General features: G+C 72.6%; 19 protein-coding genes and 1 tRNA gene. 8 read left to right on the top strand and 12 right to left on the bottom strand.

Going from position 1 to position 14,953, the window contains the following annotated elements; translation table 11 throughout:
* Positions 1-6 precede the first annotated feature (6 nt).
* The 3 genes from FB474_RS06180 to FB474_RS06190 all read right to left on the bottom strand — a co-directional run bounded on the left by FB474_RS06180 (position 7) and on the right by FB474_RS06190 (position 1,864).
* Positions 7-609 (bottom strand): class I SAM-dependent methyltransferase, encoded by a 603-nt coding sequence (locus FB474_RS06180; protein ID WP_141787844.1) that lies wholly within the window; start codon positions 607-609, stop codon positions 7-9.
* Between the two features lie 4 nt (positions 610-613).
* Entirely contained in the window at positions 614-973 is a 360-nt protein-coding gene (locus FB474_RS06185) for a VOC family protein (RefSeq protein WP_141787845.1), read from the bottom strand.
* 69 nt (positions 974-1,042) lie between these two features.
* A complete protein-coding gene (locus FB474_RS06190; RefSeq protein WP_141787846.1) occupies positions 1,043-1,864 on the bottom strand; it encodes an inositol monophosphatase family protein in 822 nt (273 codons plus the stop codon).
* Positions 1,865-1,968: 104 nt separating this feature from the next.
* Between FB474_RS06190 and FB474_RS06195 the strand changes: the two genes are divergently transcribed.
* From FB474_RS06195 to FB474_RS20665, 6 genes are all read left to right on the top strand, one after another.
* Positions 1,969-2,484: a DinB family protein gene (locus FB474_RS06195; protein ID WP_141787847.1), complete on the top strand. Its 516-nt coding sequence runs from the start codon at positions 1,969-1,971 to the stop codon at positions 2,482-2,484.
* 86 nt (positions 2,485-2,570) lie between these two features.
* Positions 2,571-2,744 carry a hypothetical protein gene (locus tag FB474_RS20660; RefSeq protein ID WP_185746061.1) on the top strand — a complete coding sequence of 58 codons (174 nt, stop codon included), beginning with the start codon at positions 2,571-2,573 and terminating at the stop codon, positions 2,742-2,744.
* Positions 2,745-3,028: 284 nt separating this feature from the next.
* Positions 3,029-3,682: a DUF4386 domain-containing protein gene (locus FB474_RS06200; protein ID WP_185746062.1), complete on the top strand. Its 654-nt coding sequence runs from the start codon at positions 3,029-3,031 to the stop codon at positions 3,680-3,682.
* A 66-nt stretch (positions 3,683-3,748) separates the two neighbouring features.
* On the top strand, positions 3,749-4,228 hold the full coding sequence (locus FB474_RS06205; protein ID WP_141787849.1) for a nitroreductase/quinone reductase family protein: 480 nt from the start codon (positions 3,749-3,751) through the stop codon (positions 4,226-4,228).
* A gap of 120 nt (positions 4,229-4,348) precedes the next feature.
* The gene (locus FB474_RS06210; protein WP_141787850.1) at positions 4,349-4,876 is read left to right on the top strand and encodes a GNAT family N-acetyltransferase; all 528 of its coding nucleotides are present in this window, start codon (positions 4,349-4,351) and stop codon (positions 4,874-4,876) included.
* A gap of 271 nt (positions 4,877-5,147) precedes the next feature.
* Positions 5,148-5,402 carry a hypothetical protein gene (locus FB474_RS20665; RefSeq protein ID WP_185746063.1) on the top strand — a complete coding sequence of 85 codons (255 nt, stop codon included), beginning with the start codon at positions 5,148-5,150 and terminating at the stop codon, positions 5,400-5,402.
* A 45-nt stretch (positions 5,403-5,447) separates the two neighbouring features.
* Here FB474_RS20665 and FB474_RS06215 read toward each other — a convergent pair whose 3' ends face one another.
* From FB474_RS06215 to FB474_RS06225, 3 genes are all read right to left on the bottom strand, one after another.
* The gene (locus FB474_RS06215; protein ID WP_185746064.1) at positions 5,448-6,077 is read right to left on the bottom strand and encodes a class I SAM-dependent methyltransferase; all 630 of its coding nucleotides are present in this window, start codon (positions 6,075-6,077) and stop codon (positions 5,448-5,450) included.
* A gap of 28 nt (positions 6,078-6,105) precedes the next feature.
* Positions 6,106-7,107: a phosphotransferase gene (locus FB474_RS06220; RefSeq protein WP_141787852.1), complete on the bottom strand. Its 1,002-nt coding sequence runs from the start codon at positions 7,105-7,107 to the stop codon at positions 6,106-6,108.
* Between the two features lie 133 nt (positions 7,108-7,240).
* Positions 7,241-7,317, bottom strand: a tRNA-Ile gene (locus FB474_RS06225).
* Between the two features lie 156 nt (positions 7,318-7,473).
* Between FB474_RS06225 and FB474_RS06230 the strand changes: the two genes are divergently transcribed.
* Positions 7,474-8,004 (top strand): hypothetical protein, encoded by a 531-nt coding sequence (locus tag FB474_RS06230; RefSeq protein ID WP_141787853.1) that lies wholly within the window; start codon positions 7,474-7,476, stop codon positions 8,002-8,004.
* Here the strand turns inward: FB474_RS06230 and FB474_RS06235 are convergent.
* Positions 8,001-8,732, bottom strand: a complete 732-nt coding sequence (locus FB474_RS06235; RefSeq protein ID WP_141787854.1) for an FMN-binding negative transcriptional regulator — start codon at positions 8,730-8,732, stop codon at positions 8,001-8,003. The genes FB474_RS06230 and FB474_RS06235 overlap by 4 nt on opposite strands.
* Positions 8,733-8,895: 163 nt before the next feature.
* On the opposite strand from FB474_RS06235, the gene FB474_RS06240 reads away from it, so the two are divergent.
* A complete protein-coding gene (locus FB474_RS06240; RefSeq protein ID WP_141787855.1) occupies positions 8,896-9,411 on the top strand; it encodes a DUF3145 domain-containing protein in 516 nt (171 codons plus the stop codon).
* Between the two features lie 154 nt (positions 9,412-9,565).
* On the opposite strand, the gene FB474_RS06245 is transcribed toward FB474_RS06240, so the two are convergent.
* The 5 genes from FB474_RS06245 to FB474_RS06265 all read right to left on the bottom strand — a co-directional run bounded on the left by FB474_RS06245 (position 9,566) and on the right by FB474_RS06265 (position 14,943).
* The gene (locus tag FB474_RS06245) at positions 9,566-11,017 is read right to left on the bottom strand and encodes an acyl-CoA carboxylase subunit beta (protein WP_141787856.1); all 1,452 of its coding nucleotides are present in this window, start codon (positions 11,015-11,017) and stop codon (positions 9,566-9,568) included.
* The gene (gene fabF / locus FB474_RS06250; protein WP_141787857.1) at positions 11,017-12,267 is read right to left on the bottom strand and encodes a beta-ketoacyl-ACP synthase II; all 1,251 of its coding nucleotides are present in this window, start codon (positions 12,265-12,267) and stop codon (positions 11,017-11,019) included. The genes FB474_RS06245 and fabF overlap by 1 nt, the downstream gene beginning before the upstream one ends.
* 129 nt (positions 12,268-12,396) lie before the next feature.
* Entirely contained in the window at positions 12,397-12,645 is a 249-nt protein-coding gene (locus FB474_RS06255) for an acyl carrier protein (RefSeq protein ID WP_141787858.1), read from the bottom strand.
* 82 nt (positions 12,646-12,727) lie between these two features.
* Positions 12,728-13,744: a beta-ketoacyl-ACP synthase III gene (locus FB474_RS06260; protein ID WP_221632591.1), complete on the bottom strand. Its 1,017-nt coding sequence runs from the start codon at positions 13,742-13,744 to the stop codon at positions 12,728-12,730.
* A 20-nt stretch (positions 13,745-13,764) separates the two neighbouring features.
* Positions 13,765-14,943 (bottom strand): acyltransferase domain-containing protein, encoded by a 1,179-nt coding sequence (locus tag FB474_RS06265; protein ID WP_141787860.1) that lies wholly within the window; start codon positions 14,941-14,943, stop codon positions 13,765-13,767.
* Between the last annotated feature and the right edge of the window lie 10 nt (positions 14,944-14,953).

Consider the following 14,953-nt stretch of genomic DNA (forward strand, 5'->3'; position numbering starts at 1 on the left):
TCTGGGTCAGCGCGGGCGGCGGGCGAGCAGGTGGAACACGTGCCAGTGCTTGGGCCCGCTGAACGACCGGCCGTCCTCGTCCTCCTCGTCGAGCGAGACCAGCTCCAGTCCCTGGACGAGACCGTCGAGGGACTCCCGGTCCAGGAAGGTCATGGCGCGCTGACCCGCCCAGCTGTCCCGGTCGCCCAGCAGGTCGACCGCGAGCCAGCCGCCGGGCCGCAGCGCCTCCCGCACCCTGCTCCAGACGTCGGGGAAGTGCGAGGGCGCGACGAACGGCAGGGCGTAGCCGGCGTACACCAGGTCGGCCCGGGGCAGCCGGACCTCCTCGAAGGTCCCGACCACGACCTCGACCCGCGCCTCAGGACCGACCAGGTCCGCGACCCGGCTGGGCGTCGCGGGGTCGGCGTCAGTGGCGAACACCCGCCACCCGGCCTCGACCATGGCCGCGGTCTCGATCCCGCTGCCGCAGCCCAGGTCCACGGCGAGCCGCCCGTCGCTCGGGCCCGCGTGTGCGAGGACCTGTCGGCACAGCGGTCGCGGCAACCGGCCTGCCTGGGCGTCGTTGTACGCCGACCAGTACCGGCCGTCCGGGGGCGTCACGTTCGTCATGACCTCAGCGGTCGACGACCAGCAGCACGTTGCCGTCAGGGTCGTTGACGGTGAAGAACAGGCACATGTCCGGCGACCCGTCGACGGGGGAGGGCGCCAGGCCCTCGGCGTCGAGCCGGCCACGCAGGCCCTCGAGGTCGTCCGTGACGAAGTTGCACGTCGCGAACGGCAGGCCCGGCTCGGCCCTGATGCCGCTCTGCGGGCCCATGAGGGTCAGGGCGGTGCTGCCGGCGCCGGGGTCGCGCAGCTGTGCCGACCACTGGTTCACGTCCGTGGCGACGAGCCCGAGGGCCTTCTCGTACCACGGGGCCGCCGCCTCCGGGTCGCGGACGGGCAGGAATGCGGTGCCGACGGAGACGGCCATGAAAGCTCCTCGTGCTCAAGGGATGCGGTCGTCCGGACCGTATCCGGTGCCACCCACAACCGTGCCGGTTCAGGCGTCCGGTGTGTCCGACCCGTCCGCCGACGCCTGACGCGTGACGGCGGCGAGGAGCGCGGCGTGCGTCTCGGCGTCTGCCGCGGCAATGAGCCCGCCGCCACCGGTGTGCAGTGGCTCGCCGAACAGCCCGGTGACCACGCAGCCGGCGGCCTCGCAGAGAGCGATGCCGCTGGCGAAGTGCACGCTGTCGCGCAGGTCGCCGGCGGTGACGTACGCCGCGCGGCGACCGGCGGCGACCCACGCGACGGCGAGGGTGGAGGACAGCACCCGAGGGCGGAACCTTGCGACGAAGCCCGGGTCGGTCAGGAGCCGAATCGTTTGTGGGTCAACGAAGTCCGGCGCCGGATCGTCGATGTTGAGGTCGACCAGCCGTGACCGCGCCGACGGGACCAGCGGCTCGTCCGTGCCGCGCCGGCGGACCCAGGCTGCTTCGCCGTCGGTCCAGAACACCTCTGCCGCAACGGGATCGGCGGAGGCGGCGGCCTCGAGGTGAGCGCCGTTGCGCAGCGCCACATTGACCGCTGCGAGGGGCGTTTCCGCGGCGAAGTTGAGCGTTCCGCACAGCGGGTCGACCAGCCAGGTGCGATCGGCGGTCAGCCGGCCGCTGGCGCCGGTCTCCTCACCGAGCAGGGCGTCCTCCGGGCGGTGGGCGCGCAGCAGGTCCAGGATCGCGGCCTCGGAGGCCAGGTCGGCCTCCGTGGCGAAGTCGCTGGGGGACTTGCCGATCCGGGCCAGGGACTGCCCGTACATCGACCGCACCACGGCAGCGCCCGCCCCGGCAGCACGGACGGCGAGCTCGGCGTCGGAAGGGTCCACGGAGCAGACCCTAGGGTGCCGAGCACTGTGTCCGCTCGGAACCCGGTGGTGACACGAGGCGCGAAAGCCGCGACGCGGCATACCGGTGGTGTGATGATCGCGCCATGACGTGGACTGCCCCCGAGGTGACCCTGCCCGACGGCCCGCTCACGGGCGAGGACCGGCCCATGCTCGAAGGCTTCCTGGCCTGGCATCGGGCTCTGTTGCGGCACAAGTGCGCCGGCCTGACCGGCGAGCAGCTGGCTCAGCGCTCGGTGCCGCCCTCGAACTTGTCGCTGCTCGGCCTGGTGCGCCACATGGCCAAGGTGGAGCGCAGGTGGTTCCGTGAGCAGATCGCCGGCCAGCAGCTGGAGCCGATGTACGACCCGTCCCTGGGCAAGGACGCCGACTTCGAGTACCTCGACCCGGCGCGGGCGCAGGCCGACTACGAGCGGCTGCTGGAGGAGTGCCGGCTGGCCGAGGAGGTGCTGGCCGGGGCGTCGTACGAGGACACCATCGAGTCGCGGATGGGCACCATGTCGGTGCGGGCCGTGGTGGTGCACATGATCGAGGAGTACGCCCAGCACAGCGGTCACGCCGACCTGCTGCGCGAGTGCGTCGACGGGATGACCGACAAGTAGCCGCACGCTGCGCGGAAAGCGCTCCACCCAGCGCTCCGCTGGTGGCACAGTGGGGGCACGTGTTGTGGTGGGGGATGGGGGCAGGGATGTTCTGGTTCGTGCTGGGAGTCGTGTTCCTCGGCCTGGTCGCGGTGGGCGTGCTGTCGGTGTGGCGGCGCCGCGCCTCCGCGGGGTCGCCCGGTCAGGGGAGCGTGGAGGCGGACGCCAGGCAGAACGAGGCCAAGTCGTGGGAGCGGTCCCGGAGCGGCGGACTCGGGTAGCCCGCCCCGATGTCGGGCCGTGGCGGGCGGTCCGCGCCCCCGGCTGGATCGAGGCTGCCCCGGGCCGGCCCGGCCCAAGCGGCGAGCGCGGGGACCTTGGCCCCTGCCCTCAGAGCCCGACCGGCCGCCAGCCTGAACGGGACGGCCAGCCACGAGGAGGCGATCGCCATGCACCTCGTGGCCAGAGGGGGAGAACGGTCGCACGACACGTCCGTCGGGGACTCGGGGCACCTCGGTCAGGGGGTGAGACGGCCGTGATGACTGACCGGGTCATCGCCCGGACCGTGGGTGCGCTCTTCATCGTCGGCACCGTCACGGCCGTTGTCGGCGGCTCGATGGTGCTGGCGATCGAGGATCCGGGGGCGCTGTCCGCGGTGGCCGGCGACCAGGGCCGTGTGGCCACCGGGGTGCTCCTGGAACTGGTCCTGGCGCTGTCGGTGCTCGGCATCGGGGCGCTGTTGTTCCCCGTGCTCCGGCGTCGCGACGAGGGACTGGCTCTGGCCTATGCAGGGGTGCGGACCCTCGAAGCCGTGTTCTTGATGGCGGCCTCGGTCGCCGCCCTCGTGTTCCTCGCGTCGGGCCCGGGAGCCCCGGCAGCGGGCGGTGCCGGGCGAGCCCCTGCGCTGGTCCTCGCGCTGCGTGAGTGGACGTATCTCATCGGGTCGATGGTGCTGCTCGGTGCGGGTGGGCTGATCCTGTACAGCCTGCTGTTCCGGGCAGCCCTGGTGCCCACCTGGCTGTCCCTCTGGGGGCTCGTGGCTGCAGTCCTGATCCTGCTGCGAGGGGTGCTGGAGGTCTACGGGCTCGACCTTTCGGTGGTGTGGCAGGCCGCGCTGGCGGCACCGATCGCGGTCAACGAGATGGTGTTGGCGGTGTGGCTGATCGTCAGGGGCTTCGATGCCGCCGGCGCCCGCGCAAGCAGGGTCTTGCGACGGTGACGTGATGCCGGGCGTGCGGTGACGGTCAGAGGTGCGGCGAAGGAAGGCGGCGTTGAGATGGGAACCATGCCGGACGGGCGCGACAAGCGGCCGTGGCTTCCTCCGCGCTGGGTTGTTCGCCTGGCCTGGCATGTGCACCGCGGGTTGTATCGCGTCACCGGGGGACGCGTCGGCCTGTGGCGTCCGAAGGGCAACCGTTACGGCACCCTGCGCCTCACCACGACCGGGCGTCGCACCGGGGCGGCACGCAGCGTGATCCTCGGCTACGTCCAGGACGGCCCACGCATGGTCACGCTGGCCATGAACGGCTGGGCTGAGGGGGAGCCGTCGTGGTGGCTCAACCTCCAGGCCCACCCCGAGGCCAGGGTCGAGCTCGCCGGCGGCTCTGGCCCGGTCACGGCCCATGCCGCCGAAGGACCGGAGCGAGAGCGGCTCTGGGCGTGGTGGCGGCAGATCGACAAGAACCTCGACGCCTACGCGGCACTCCGGTCGACGGAGACCGCTGTCGTGGTCCTCGAGCCCCTGCCGGGTCGAGCGGTGCCCTGAGTTCGCGGGGGGCAGCCGGGAGCGGTGTTCTGTCGGCGCTGGGACACGGTCCGGATCGTCCGCCACGCGAGGGCGGACACGGCGCTCCGGCCGGGCCGATGGCACGGCTAGGTTCCGCCCATGCGCATCATCACCAGCGACCGTCTCGTGCTGCGCCCCTGGCGCGATGACGACGCCGACTTCCTGCTGGATCTCGAGTCGCGCTGGGAGGTTGTCCGCTTCCTGGGTGCGCACCCCACACCCATGCGGACCCGCGAGGAGGCCCTTGCCTCGATCGCCCGCCGGCGCGCAGTCGACCATCCGATCCACCGGATCTGGGCCATCACGACTGCTGCGCACGTGCTGGTGGGCAACCTCCTGCTGAAGCCGATTGCCGTGACGGCCGGCGAACCGACTGTCGGGCCGGACGAGGTCGAGATCGGCTGGCACCTGCATCCGGGCGCTTGGGGGCATGGCTACGCCACAGAAGCAGCAGAGGCGGTCCTCGCCGATGCTTTCAGCCGGGGCCTGCCGAAGGTCCTCGCCGTCACCGACCCCGACAACCAGGCATCCCAGGCCGTGTGCCGGCGGCTCGGCATGACCGGTCTGGGTCGCACGACGAGGTACTACGACGCCCCGCACGAGCTGTTCGAGAAGCTGCCCGGCTGACGAGAAGCTGACGACCGACGAGCAGCGGCCGGGGGCGGATGGCTTTGCGGTGACACGCCTTGGCGGCGGCGTGAACGTGGTCGTCCCGGCTCTGGAACCTCGTGAGCGCAAGGGCGTCTGAAACGACAAGCGCCGGGAGGAGACTGTCATGCGGTTGGTGTCGTGGGGAGTGGCGGGCGTCGTGAGTTCGCTGGTGTTCGCTGCGTGCGCGACCTCGACGAGTACCGCTGTGGGTCCGTCCGCCCATCGCCCCGCAGGGACTGGGGGCGTCGTGCACGCCGTCCCGTTTGCCCTCTACACGCACTGCGGCATCCATGAGCTGGCGTATGCGGGCAAGTACTACACGCGGGTGGGAGGCCCTCTCACCGACGGCCAGGGCAACCCACCCGCCGGCTGGGACAACCCCTACCAACGCGGCAGCCTGGTCGTCCGAGCCACTCAGGCATTCTTCTCGGACGCCACGGGCCATCACGAGACCTTCGCGGTGAGGCCGGGCGCGACGTCCTTCGAAACCGTCTGCTCCTAGCCTCCCTCCTGGGGCCTGCATGAACGCCACCCGATGGGTGACCCGCTAGCCCCGGCGGACCGCGCGGACGACCGCATCGACACCCGTGCCGACGGCAGCCCGAGGCCGCTCCTTCGCGACGACGATGTCCCACTCGTGCGGGTCAAGGGCCTCGACGGCCTCATCGACCGACACCTGCACCTGACCCGCTGCCGGCGTGGGGGCCCCGGTCGCCGGGTGGATGGGGCGGTGCCCGACCAGGAGCAGCATCCCGCCGGGTGCGACGCCGGCACCGAGCCGCCGCACCATCTCGACCACGGACCCAGCCACGTGGACGTAGAGGCAGCTGACGAGGTCGTAGCGTCCGGGTGCCGGGGTCCAGGTGCCGAGGTCGGCCTCCAGCCACTCGATGCGGTCAGCAACGTCCGATCCGGCGGCGTCGGCCGTCGTTCTGCCGAAGTCGAGAGCGGTCGCGGAGAAGTCCACTGCGGTGACCCGCCACCCGGAGGTGGCGAGCCAGATCGCCTCGGATCCGTGCCCGCACCCCGCGTCGAGGGCGAGGCCTGGCCTCATGTCCCCGACCTCCTCGAGCAGGAGGGGATTCGGCTGCCGCCGCGCCACCTTCTCCGGGCTCTCGCGCAGCACGTGAGCCCAGCGTCGTTCCCAGGAGTCCCGGTCAAACCGCTCGTTCGTCATGACACCACCCGGTCTGGGTCGTTGAACGTCAACACCGTGCGACCGTGCCGCTGCTCCGCACGACCACCGCCACCCCCGTGCGTTCGCACTCACCGGACTCGGCCAGGCTCCAGGAGGGGAATCGTCCTCGATCGGGCGGCCAGGCATCGACGATGCGGTCCAGGGTGCGCCTGCCCCACCGGCTCATCGTCGGGTTGGAGTCGAGGTAGTACCAGACCAGTCCCATCGCCTGCTGGAACGCCCAGGCCATCCCGCGCCACCACTGGACGTCGCCGCATCCGAGCTCACGGCGGAGGATGCCGCGCTGGGTCTCGTCGAGGAGGTGCCAGGCCGCCACGAGGTCGAGCGCCGGGTCCGCCGGGCCGTAGCCTCCGCCGTCCAGGACACCGACGAGACGGCCGTCCTCGACGAGGACGTTGGGCGGGATGAGGTCGCGGTGGCACATCGCCACGTCGTCGACCTCGGGCAGCGTCCGAAGCTCCGCCCAGATCCGCCGCAGGAGGGGTACGTCGAGCAGGTCCTCGCTCTGCCGGAAGCAGGTCTCGAGCCACTCGTCGTGGTCCGGGAGGTGGCCGCCGCGACCGGACCCGTCGAAGCGTCGCCCGCGGGTGTCGTCGGCGCGCAGCCCGGCGATGAGCTCGGCCAGGTCATGGGCGAACGCGGTCGACCCTGCGGGGTCCTCGACCGTCGCGTCGTGGCCGGACAGCCAGGTCTGGACGCTCCACGACAGCGGATAGCCCGCGCCCGGCTCCCCGATCGCCACCGGCTCCGGGGTCGGCACGGTGGCGGCGTCGGCCAGCTCACGCGCGGCCTCGGCCTCGGCCGCCAGCGACGCGCGGGCCTGCGCCGGGTCGTGACCGACCAGCGGGAAGCGGGCGGCCAGGTCGTCGCCGATCCGGAAGATCGCGTTCACGGTCCCGGGTGTGCACAGCTCGGTGACCGGCAGTCCGCGCCACTGAGGGAACTGCACCTCGACCATCCGGCGGACGGTCTGCGCGTCGATGTGGAGCTGGTCGGCGTGCATCGTCATGCCGCCATCCTCGCCGTCGGCGACCGCGGGTGTCCTCCGACTTTCGCGAGGCAGGCAGCCTCGGGAATGCCTGGGGCAGGCCGGAGCGGGCGATGCCCGAGCGAGATGGAACTCGTTGACCTGCCGAAACGTGTGGTGGGGCAGGTCGGGCTTGAACCGACGACCGACGGATTATGAGTCCGCTGCTCTGACCGACTGAGCTACTGCCCCGGGCCCGGCACGCGGCTGGCACGGCATACCGGCTCGGGCGTTGCGGAGCCTATCGCGGGCGTCTCACAGCCTCGTCATCAGATCGCGACGGGGCGGCCACATTCCCGGCGCCGACGGTGGTCCACGACAGCACGTCCCCGCACGGAGGAGCCCACCATGAAGAAGCCCAGCAACCTCGTCATCGGCGTCGCCGCCCTGGCCACCGCGCAGACCACCACCACCAACGGGTATGCCGCACCGCCGCAGGGCGGCTACGGCCAGGCCCCCTCGGGTCAGCCCGGCGACGGCCAGCCGCCGACGGGCGGCCAGCCGCCCACGGGCGCTCAGGCGCCCACGGGCGCTCAGGCGCCGGACCCGCACCAGGCCACCCACCCCGGCGAGAAGCTGCTCACCGGGACGACCAAGGACAAGGTGACGGCGGAGGCGCGGGCCAAGGAGCCCAAGGCCACCATCGAGCGGGTCGAGACCGACGCCGAGGGCGTCTACGCGGCGCACATGGTCCGCCCCGACGGCACGCACATGACGGTGCACGTCGGCAAGGACTTCGCCGTGACCTCCGTGGAGGTCCAGGGCGCCGGCGGCCCGGGCCGCGGGATGCCCCCGGCCGGCGCCGGCGGCAACGGTTCTGGTGGGAGCGACGCTGGCAGCGGTTCCGGCGGGACCGGCACCACGTCCGGCACGAACTAGCCGGTCGCGTCGCCCGGGGTGCCCCCGCCCGTCGGCACCCCGGGCGACGCCACGTCCACCGCGCCGCCCGGCCCAACGGCGCCGCCGGTGGGGCCAACAGCGTCGCCGGGCAGCCGATCCAGCAGCCGGCGCCGGGCCGCGCCGTCCATCGGCCCGCCCCGCGACGCCAGGGCCGAGGCGATCTCGAGCCGCTGCTCGACACTCTTGTTGCCGCCGTACTTGAACTTCGCCCGCACGCCGGTGACCGTCAGCCTCAGGCCCCGGATGCCGGGGAGGACTCGTCGGTCCGCCCCGAGCGCGTCGACCGGCACCCGGGGCGAGCCCCCCGGCTCGAAGTGCGCCAGCTGCCGGTTGAGGATCGACGCCTTGGCCGCCGGGTCGTCGACCACCTCCACGTCCACCTCGGCCTGCACGCTGGCGTAGTAGCTCGTCGGCACCCCGAGCGCGGGGTCGTCGCCGGCGTTGACCTCGGCCGGGACGTAGACGTAGTCACCCACCACGGTCAGCAGTGCTCGCGGGCGCTCCTCGAAGGCCGCCCACACCGGGTTGGGCCGGGCCAGGTGCAGCTCGATGGTGCGGTCACCGTCGTAGAGGAAGTGCGTCGGGACCACCACCGGCAGCTCACGTTCGGGCCCGCCCGGGGCGATGAGCTGGCCGAAGTCGAGGACGCGCAAGGCCTCCCGCCACTCGTGCTCGTCGACCGGACCGTCCCAGGGGTGCACCAGCATGGCGCGATCCTAGGCGGAGTCCGTGGACGATTCGGTGGTGCGGTTGTGCCCCATGGGGCACAATGGCGAAACGTCCGGCTCGCCCGGGCACACGGCATACCGCCGGGTTCTCTTCGTGCACGAGGTCGTTGGGGAAGACGTCCCTCGCACACAGGAGGTCCGGATGTCTGTTGTGACGTCGCGTCCCACGACGCGCGGGGTGGTGTTCGTGCACTCCACCCCTTCTGCGCTGTGCCCGCACATCACGTGGGCTCTGGAGAGCGTGCTCGGCCAGCGGGTCAGCCTGGACTGGACCCGCCAGCCTGCCGGGCCCGGCCTCCTGCGCACCGAGCTGTCCTGGACCGGCGAGGCCGGCACCGGCGGGCGCATCGCCAGCGCCCTGCGCGGCTGGGACAACCTGCGCTACGAGGTGACCGAGGAGCCGAGCCCCGGCTGCGACGGCTCGCGCTGGTCGCACACGCCACGCCTGGGCATCCACCACGCGTGGACCTCCGCGAGCGGCGACGCGGTGGTCAACGAGGACCGGCTGCGCACCGCGATCGCCATCAGCAAGGGCAACGCCGAGGTGCTCGCCCAGGAGGTCGACCTGCTGCTTGGCGCCGCCTGGGACGAGGAGCTCGAGCCGTTCAGGTATGCCGGTGACGGTGCTCCGGTGCGCTGGCTGCACAAGGTGGGGTGAGACGAGGGAGCTTGTCAGCCGGCGGGATCGGGGAGCCAGGTGCCCCCGGACCTGTCGGCTGACGCCAACGTCGAGGGGCCAGGACCCCCGGACGCCGAAGGGTTGACCACACCAGGAGGTGGTCAACCCTTCGGGCTGTCTGTACGGCGCGGCGTTACAGCGGGATGTTGCCGTGGTGGCCTCGGCGCTGCGGCGCCTCGGCGATCGCGCGGGCCAGGGCCGAGCGCGTCTTCGTCGGCTCGACGACCTCGTCGATGACGCCGATGTCGACCGCGCGCGGCAGGCCGCCGGCCAGCTTCTCGTGCTCGAGGGCCAGCTCGTTCTCGACCTGGGTGCGGTCCTCCTCGGGCACCTCGGCCAGCCGCCGGCGGTGCAGGATGCGCACTGCGGCGACGGCGCCCATGACGGCGACCTCGGCAGTCGGCCAGGCGAAGACGCGGGTCGCGCCGAGGGAGCGGGAGTTCATCGCGATGTAGGCGCCGCCATAGGTCTTGCGGGTCACCAGGGTGACGCGGGGGACCACCGACTCGCCGAACGCGTGCAGCAGCTTGGCGCCGCGGCGCACGACGCCGTCCCACTCCTGGCCGACACCGGGCAGGTAGCCGGGCACGTCGACCAGCACGATCAGCGGCACACCGAACGCGTCGCACATGCGCACGAAGCGGGCGGCCTTCTCGGCCGAGGCCGAGTCCAGGCAGCCACCGAGGCGCATCGGGTTGTTGGCGATGACACCCACGGTGCGGCCACCGAAGCGGCCCAGGGTGGTGGTGATGTTCGGCGCCCACTTGGGATGCAGCTCGATGCTGTCCTCGCCGTGGTCGAGCACGTTGGCCACGAGCGGGTGCACGTCGTAGGCGCGCTTGGCCGACTCCGGGAACGTCTCGGCCAGGTCGCGGTCCTCGACCGAGGCCACGTCGAGCCTGCCCTGGTCACCGAGCAGCGCGCACATGAGGCGGCCGCGCTCGAGCGCCTCCTCGGTGGAGGAGGTGACCACGTGGACGACGCCCGAGCGGCGGCCGTGCGGCTCCGGGCCGCCAAGGCGCAGCGCGTCGACGTTCTCGCCGGTGACCGAGCGGACCACGTCGGGGCCGGTGACGAAGACGCGGCCGTCCGGGCCGAGGATGACGATGTCGGTCAGCGCCGGGCCGTAGGCCGCGCCGCCGGCGGCGGCGCCGATGACGATCGAGATCTGCGGGATCTTGCCCGACGCGCGGGTCATGATCGCGAAGACCTCGCCGACCGCGTGCAGCGAGACGACGCCCTCGGCCAGGCGCGCGCCACCGGAGTGCCACAGCCCGACGACCGGCACGCCGTCGACCAGCGCCCGCTCGTAGGCGACGAGGATGACCTTGCAGCCGTCGACGCCCATGGCGCCGCCCTGGATGGTGGCGTCGGAGGCGAACGCGACGACCTTGGTGCCGCGGACCTGCCCGACACCGGCCAGCATGCCGCTGGTGTCCTCGGGGGTGATCAGCTCCAGCGTCCCCGGGTCGAAGAACGCCTCGAGCCGCTTGCGCGGGTTGCGCGGGTCGTTCTCGCGGTCGATCTTCGGCCGGGTGGCGGTGGCGGCCGCCTGGGCGGCCTCGCTCGGCATGCGTGCGGTCATCAGATGCTCTTCACGGTCAGGGCGACGTTGTGGCCGCCGAACCCGAAGGAGTTGTTCAGCGCCGCGATGTCGCCCTGCGGCAGCTTGCGGTGCTCGCCGTGGATGACGTCGAGCTGGATCTCCGGGTCGAAGTCGTCGAGGTTGATCGTCGCCGGCGCCAGGCGGTGGTGGACCGCCAGGATGGTCAGGACGTTCTCCAGGGCGCCGGCGGCGCCGAGGAGGTGACCGGTCATCGACTTGGTGGCGCTGACCGGCATACCGTCCGCGTCGTCGCCGAAGGCGCGGCGGATCGCGTTGGACTCCGCGACGTCGCCCACCGGGGTGGAGGTGGCGTGCGCGTTGATGTGGACGATGTCCTTGGGGCTCAGGCCCGCCCGCTCGACCGCCTCGCGCATGGCGCGCGAGGCGCCGGCGCCGTTGGGCTCCGGGGCGGCGATGTGGTGGGCGTCGGCGGACATCCCGACCGAGCCGAGCTCGGCGTAGATGCGGGCGCCGCGGGCCTTTGCGTGCTCCTCGCTCTCGAGCACGATCACGCCGGCGCCCTCACCGAGGACGAAGCCGTCGCGGCCGGTGTCGTAGGGGCGCGAGGCGCGCTCGGGGTCGTCGTTGCGGGTCGACAGGGCCTGCATGGCGGCGAACCCGGCGATCGGCAGCGCGTGGACGGCCGCCTCGGTGCCGCCGGCGACGACCACGTCGGCGCGGCCGGAGCGGATCATCTCGAGGGCGAAGCCCATGGCCTCGGCGCCGGAGGCGCAGGCGCTGACCGGGGTGTGCGCGCCGGCGCGGGCGCCGAGCTCCAGCGACACCGCGGCCGCGGGACCGTTGGGCATCAGCATCGGGACCGCGAGCGGGAACACCCGGCGGGGGCCCTTCTCCTTCAACGTGTCCCACTGGGACAGGAGGGTCCACACGCCACCGATGCCCGAGCCCATGGCCACGCCGAGACGCTCCGGGTCGACCTCGGGGGAGCCGGCGTCGGCCCACGCCTCACGGGAGGCGATCAGGGCGTACTGCGCGGACGGGTCCAGCCGGCGCACCTCGACCTTGGCCAGGACCTCCTCCGGCGGGGTCTTGATGGTGGCCGCGAAGGTCACCGGCAGCTCGTACTGGGCCACCCAGTCGTAGGGCATCGTGCGCGCGCCCGAGCGCCCGGCGAGGATCGCGTCCCAGGTCTCGGTGGCAGTGCCGCCGAGGGGAGTGGTCGCGCCGAGCCCGGTGACAACGACGCGCCGTTCGGGGTTCGGGGTCATCGGAAGTTGTGCTCCTTGGTCTGGGTGAGGCAGCCGGTGGGGTGGGGTATGCCGTGGGGCTGGCTCCGGGCCCGCGTCCGCGGCCAGGGGTGTGGCCGGGACGCGGGCACCGGGGCGGTCAGGTGTGGGTCAGCCCTGGGCGCTGGCGATGAAGGACACGGCGTCCTTCACCGTCTTGAGGTTCTTGACCTCGTCGTCCGGGATGCGCACGCCGAACTTCTCCTCGGCGTTGACGACGATCGTCATCATCGACAGCGAGTCGATGTCGAGGTCGTCGGTGAAGGACTTGTCGAGCTCGACCGACTCGGTCGGCAGACCGGTCTCCTCGTTGACGATCTCGGCCAGGCCGTCGAGGATCTCCTGCTCGCTCTGCGCCATGGGGTTCAGCTCCTTGGTGATTCGATGGATGTGACGGGGTGGTGCGGGCTGACCCGAGTTACCCGTCGGGCCGCGGGGGTCATCAGGGCAGGACCACGACCTGCGCGGCGTAGACCAGGCCTGCGCCGAAGCCGATCTGCAGGGCCAGTCCGCCGTGCGGCGCCTCGCCCTGCTCGAGCATCCGCTCGGTGGCCAGCGGGATCGAGGCGGCCGAGGTGTTGCCGGTCTCGGCGATGTCGCGGGCCACCGGGATGTGGGCGGGCAGCTTGAGCTGCTTGATCATCGCGTCGATGATCCGCATGTTCGCCTGGTGCGGGATGAACGCGTCGAGGTCGTCGGCGCTGACGCCGGCCTTGTCCAGCGCCGCCTGGGCCACCGGGGCCATCGACCAGACCGCCCAGCGGAAGACCGACTGCCCGGCCATGCCGATGGCGGGCCAGTCGACGTCGTGGTCGCGCACGCTGGTCCACGGGTCGCGCTGGGAGATGGTCTCCCACTGGGCGCCGTCGGAGCCCCAGACGGTGGGGCCGATGCCGGGGAAGTCCGACGGTCCGACGACCGCGGCGCCGGCGCCGTCACCGAAGATGAACGCGGTGCCGCGGTCGTGCTTGTCGGTGAAGTCGGACAGCTTCTCCACGCCGACGACCAGGACGTACTCGGCGCTGCCGCCGCGGACCATGTCGTTGGCCAGGGAGATGCCGTGGCAGTAGCCGGCGCAGGCCGCTGAGATGTCGAACGCCGCCGCGGGGGTGGCGCCGAGCCGGTCGGCGAGGATGGGGGCCGCTGCCGGGGTCTGGTAGGGGTGCGTGACGGTCGCGAGGATCACCGCCCCGACCTGCGAGGGGTTGATCCCCGCCGCGGCCAGCGCCTTGCGGGCGGCCTGCTCGGCCATGTCGACCACCGACTCCTCGGGGGCGGCCCAGCGCCGGGAGACGATGCCGGAGCGCTCCCGGATCCACTCGTCGGAGGAGTCGATCCAGGTGCAGACCTCCTCGTTGGTGACCACGCGCTCGGGGCGGTAGCCGCCGACGCCCCAGATGCGGGCGTGCTTGGCGCCGGCGGGCGGGTTCAGCGTCCCGCGGTGGGTGGGCTGGGTCATCTCGGTCATCTCCGGGTCGCTCAGGCTTCGGTGGGGTGCAGACGCAGCAGCGGCTGACCGGGGGAGACGGGGTCGCCGTCCTCCACGAGCCACTCGATGACCCGTCCGCCGTGAGGTGCGGTGACGGAGTAGCTGTCGCGCAGAGTGTTGACCGTGGCGACGACGGACCCGGCGGGCACGGTGGTGCCGGCCTCGGTGACGGTGTAGGTGACGGTGCCCTTGGCCGGGGCGATGACCAGGCGCCAGGTGGGGTTGTCGGCCACCTCGCTGGGCTGGGCGTGCTCGCGGACCATCCGGTGGGCGGCCTCGAGGTCGTCCGGCGTCTTCAGCGCCAGCACCTCGACCCCCGGCAGCCCGCGCTTGGCCAGGTTGGCCAGCGTGCCGGCCGGCGGGATCTCGATCAGGCCGGTCACGCCGATGTCCTTGAACGTCTCCATGCACAGGTCCCAGCGCACCGGGTTGCTCACCTGGCTGACGAGGCGCTTGAGCACCTGGCGGCCGTCGTGGACCACGGCGCCGGCGGCGTTGGAGACCAGGCGGGTGCGCGGGTCGTGCGTGGAGATCGCGCGGGCGTAGCCGGCGAGCACGTCGACCGCGGGGGCCATGTGGTGGGTGTGGAACGCGCCGGCGACCTGCAGCGGGATGACCCGGGCCTTGGCCGGCGGGTCGGCCTTGAGCGCCTCGAGCTGCTCGAGGGTGCCGGCGGCGACGAGCTGGCCGCCGCCGTTGTTGTTGGCCGCGGTGAGGCCGTGGCGCTCCAGGGTCGCGGCCACGTCCTCGGGGTCGCCGCCCAGGACGGCGCTCATGCCGGTCGGGGTGACGGCGCTGGCGGCGGCCATGGCCCGGCCGCGCTCGCGCACGAACACCATGGCCTGCTCGGCGGTCATGACGCCGGCGGCGGCCGCGGCGGTGATCTCACCGACCGAGTGACCGGCACCGGCGGCGACGGCGCGGTGCCCGTCGGCGGGGTGCTCGAAGAGTGCCAGCAGCGAGATCAGGCCGGCGCCGACGATGAGCGGCTGCGCGACCGCGGTGTCCTTGATGGTCTCGGCGTCGGACTCGGTGCCGTGCGCGACCAGGTCCATGCCGGCGACGGCCGAGAGCCAGGCCATGCGGTCACGGAAGCCGGGCAGCTCGAGCCAGGGCGCGAGGAAACCGGGGGTCTGGGAGCCCTGTCCAGGGCAGACGATGACGAGCACGGCTCCAGCC

Origin of the sequence: Oryzihumus leptocrescens, from assembly GCF_006716205.1 — a bacterium.
Taxonomy (GTDB): Bacteria; Actinomycetota; Actinomycetes; order Actinomycetales; family Dermatophilaceae; genus Oryzihumus; species Oryzihumus leptocrescens.

Coding starts and splice junctions, on each gene's coding strand:
- FB474_RS06235 (WP_141787854.1), bottom strand. CDS start 8,732: ATGCTGGTGCACCCCTGGGACGGTCCGGTCGACGAGCACGAGTGGCGG.
- FB474_RS06240 (WP_141787855.1), top strand. CDS start 8,896: ATGTCTGTTGTGACGTCGCGTCCCACGACGCGCGGGGTGGTGTTCGTG.
- FB474_RS06215 (WP_185746064.1), bottom strand. CDS start 6,077: ATGACGAACGAGCGGTTTGACCGGGACTCCTGGGAACGACGCTGGGCT.
- FB474_RS06180 (WP_141787844.1), bottom strand. CDS start 609: ATGACGAACGTGACGCCCCCGGACGGCCGGTACTGGTCGGCGTACAAC.
- FB474_RS06230 (WP_141787853.1), top strand. CDS start 7,474: ATGAAGAAGCCCAGCAACCTCGTCATCGGCGTCGCCGCCCTGGCCACC.
- FB474_RS06260 (WP_221632591.1), bottom strand. CDS start 13,744: ATGACCCAGCCCACCCACCGCGGGACGCTGAACCCGCCCGCCGGCGCC.
- fabF (WP_141787857.1), bottom strand. CDS start 12,267: ATGACCCCGAACCCCGAACGGCGCGTCGTTGTCACCGGGCTCGGCGCG.
- FB474_RS06210 (WP_141787850.1), top strand. CDS start 4,349: ATGCGCATCATCACCAGCGACCGTCTCGTGCTGCGCCCCTGGCGCGAT.
- FB474_RS20660 (WP_185746061.1), top strand. CDS start 2,571: ATGTTCTGGTTCGTGCTGGGAGTCGTGTTCCTCGGCCTGGTCGCGGTG.
- FB474_RS06255 (WP_141787858.1), bottom strand. CDS start 12,645: ATGGCGCAGAGCGAGCAGGAGATCCTCGACGGCCTGGCCGAGATCGTC.
- FB474_RS06195 (WP_141787847.1), top strand. CDS start 1,969: ATGACGTGGACTGCCCCCGAGGTGACCCTGCCCGACGGCCCGCTCACG.
- FB474_RS06185 (WP_141787845.1), bottom strand. CDS start 973: ATGGCCGTCTCCGTCGGCACCGCATTCCTGCCCGTCCGCGACCCGGAG.
- FB474_RS06220 (WP_141787852.1), bottom strand. CDS start 7,107: ATGACGATGCACGCCGACCAGCTCCACATCGACGCGCAGACCGTCCGC.
- FB474_RS06205 (WP_141787849.1), top strand. CDS start 3,749: ATGCCGGACGGGCGCGACAAGCGGCCGTGGCTTCCTCCGCGCTGGGTT.
- FB474_RS06245 (WP_141787856.1), bottom strand. CDS start 11,017: ATGACCGCACGCATGCCGAGCGAGGCCGCCCAGGCGGCCGCCACCGCC.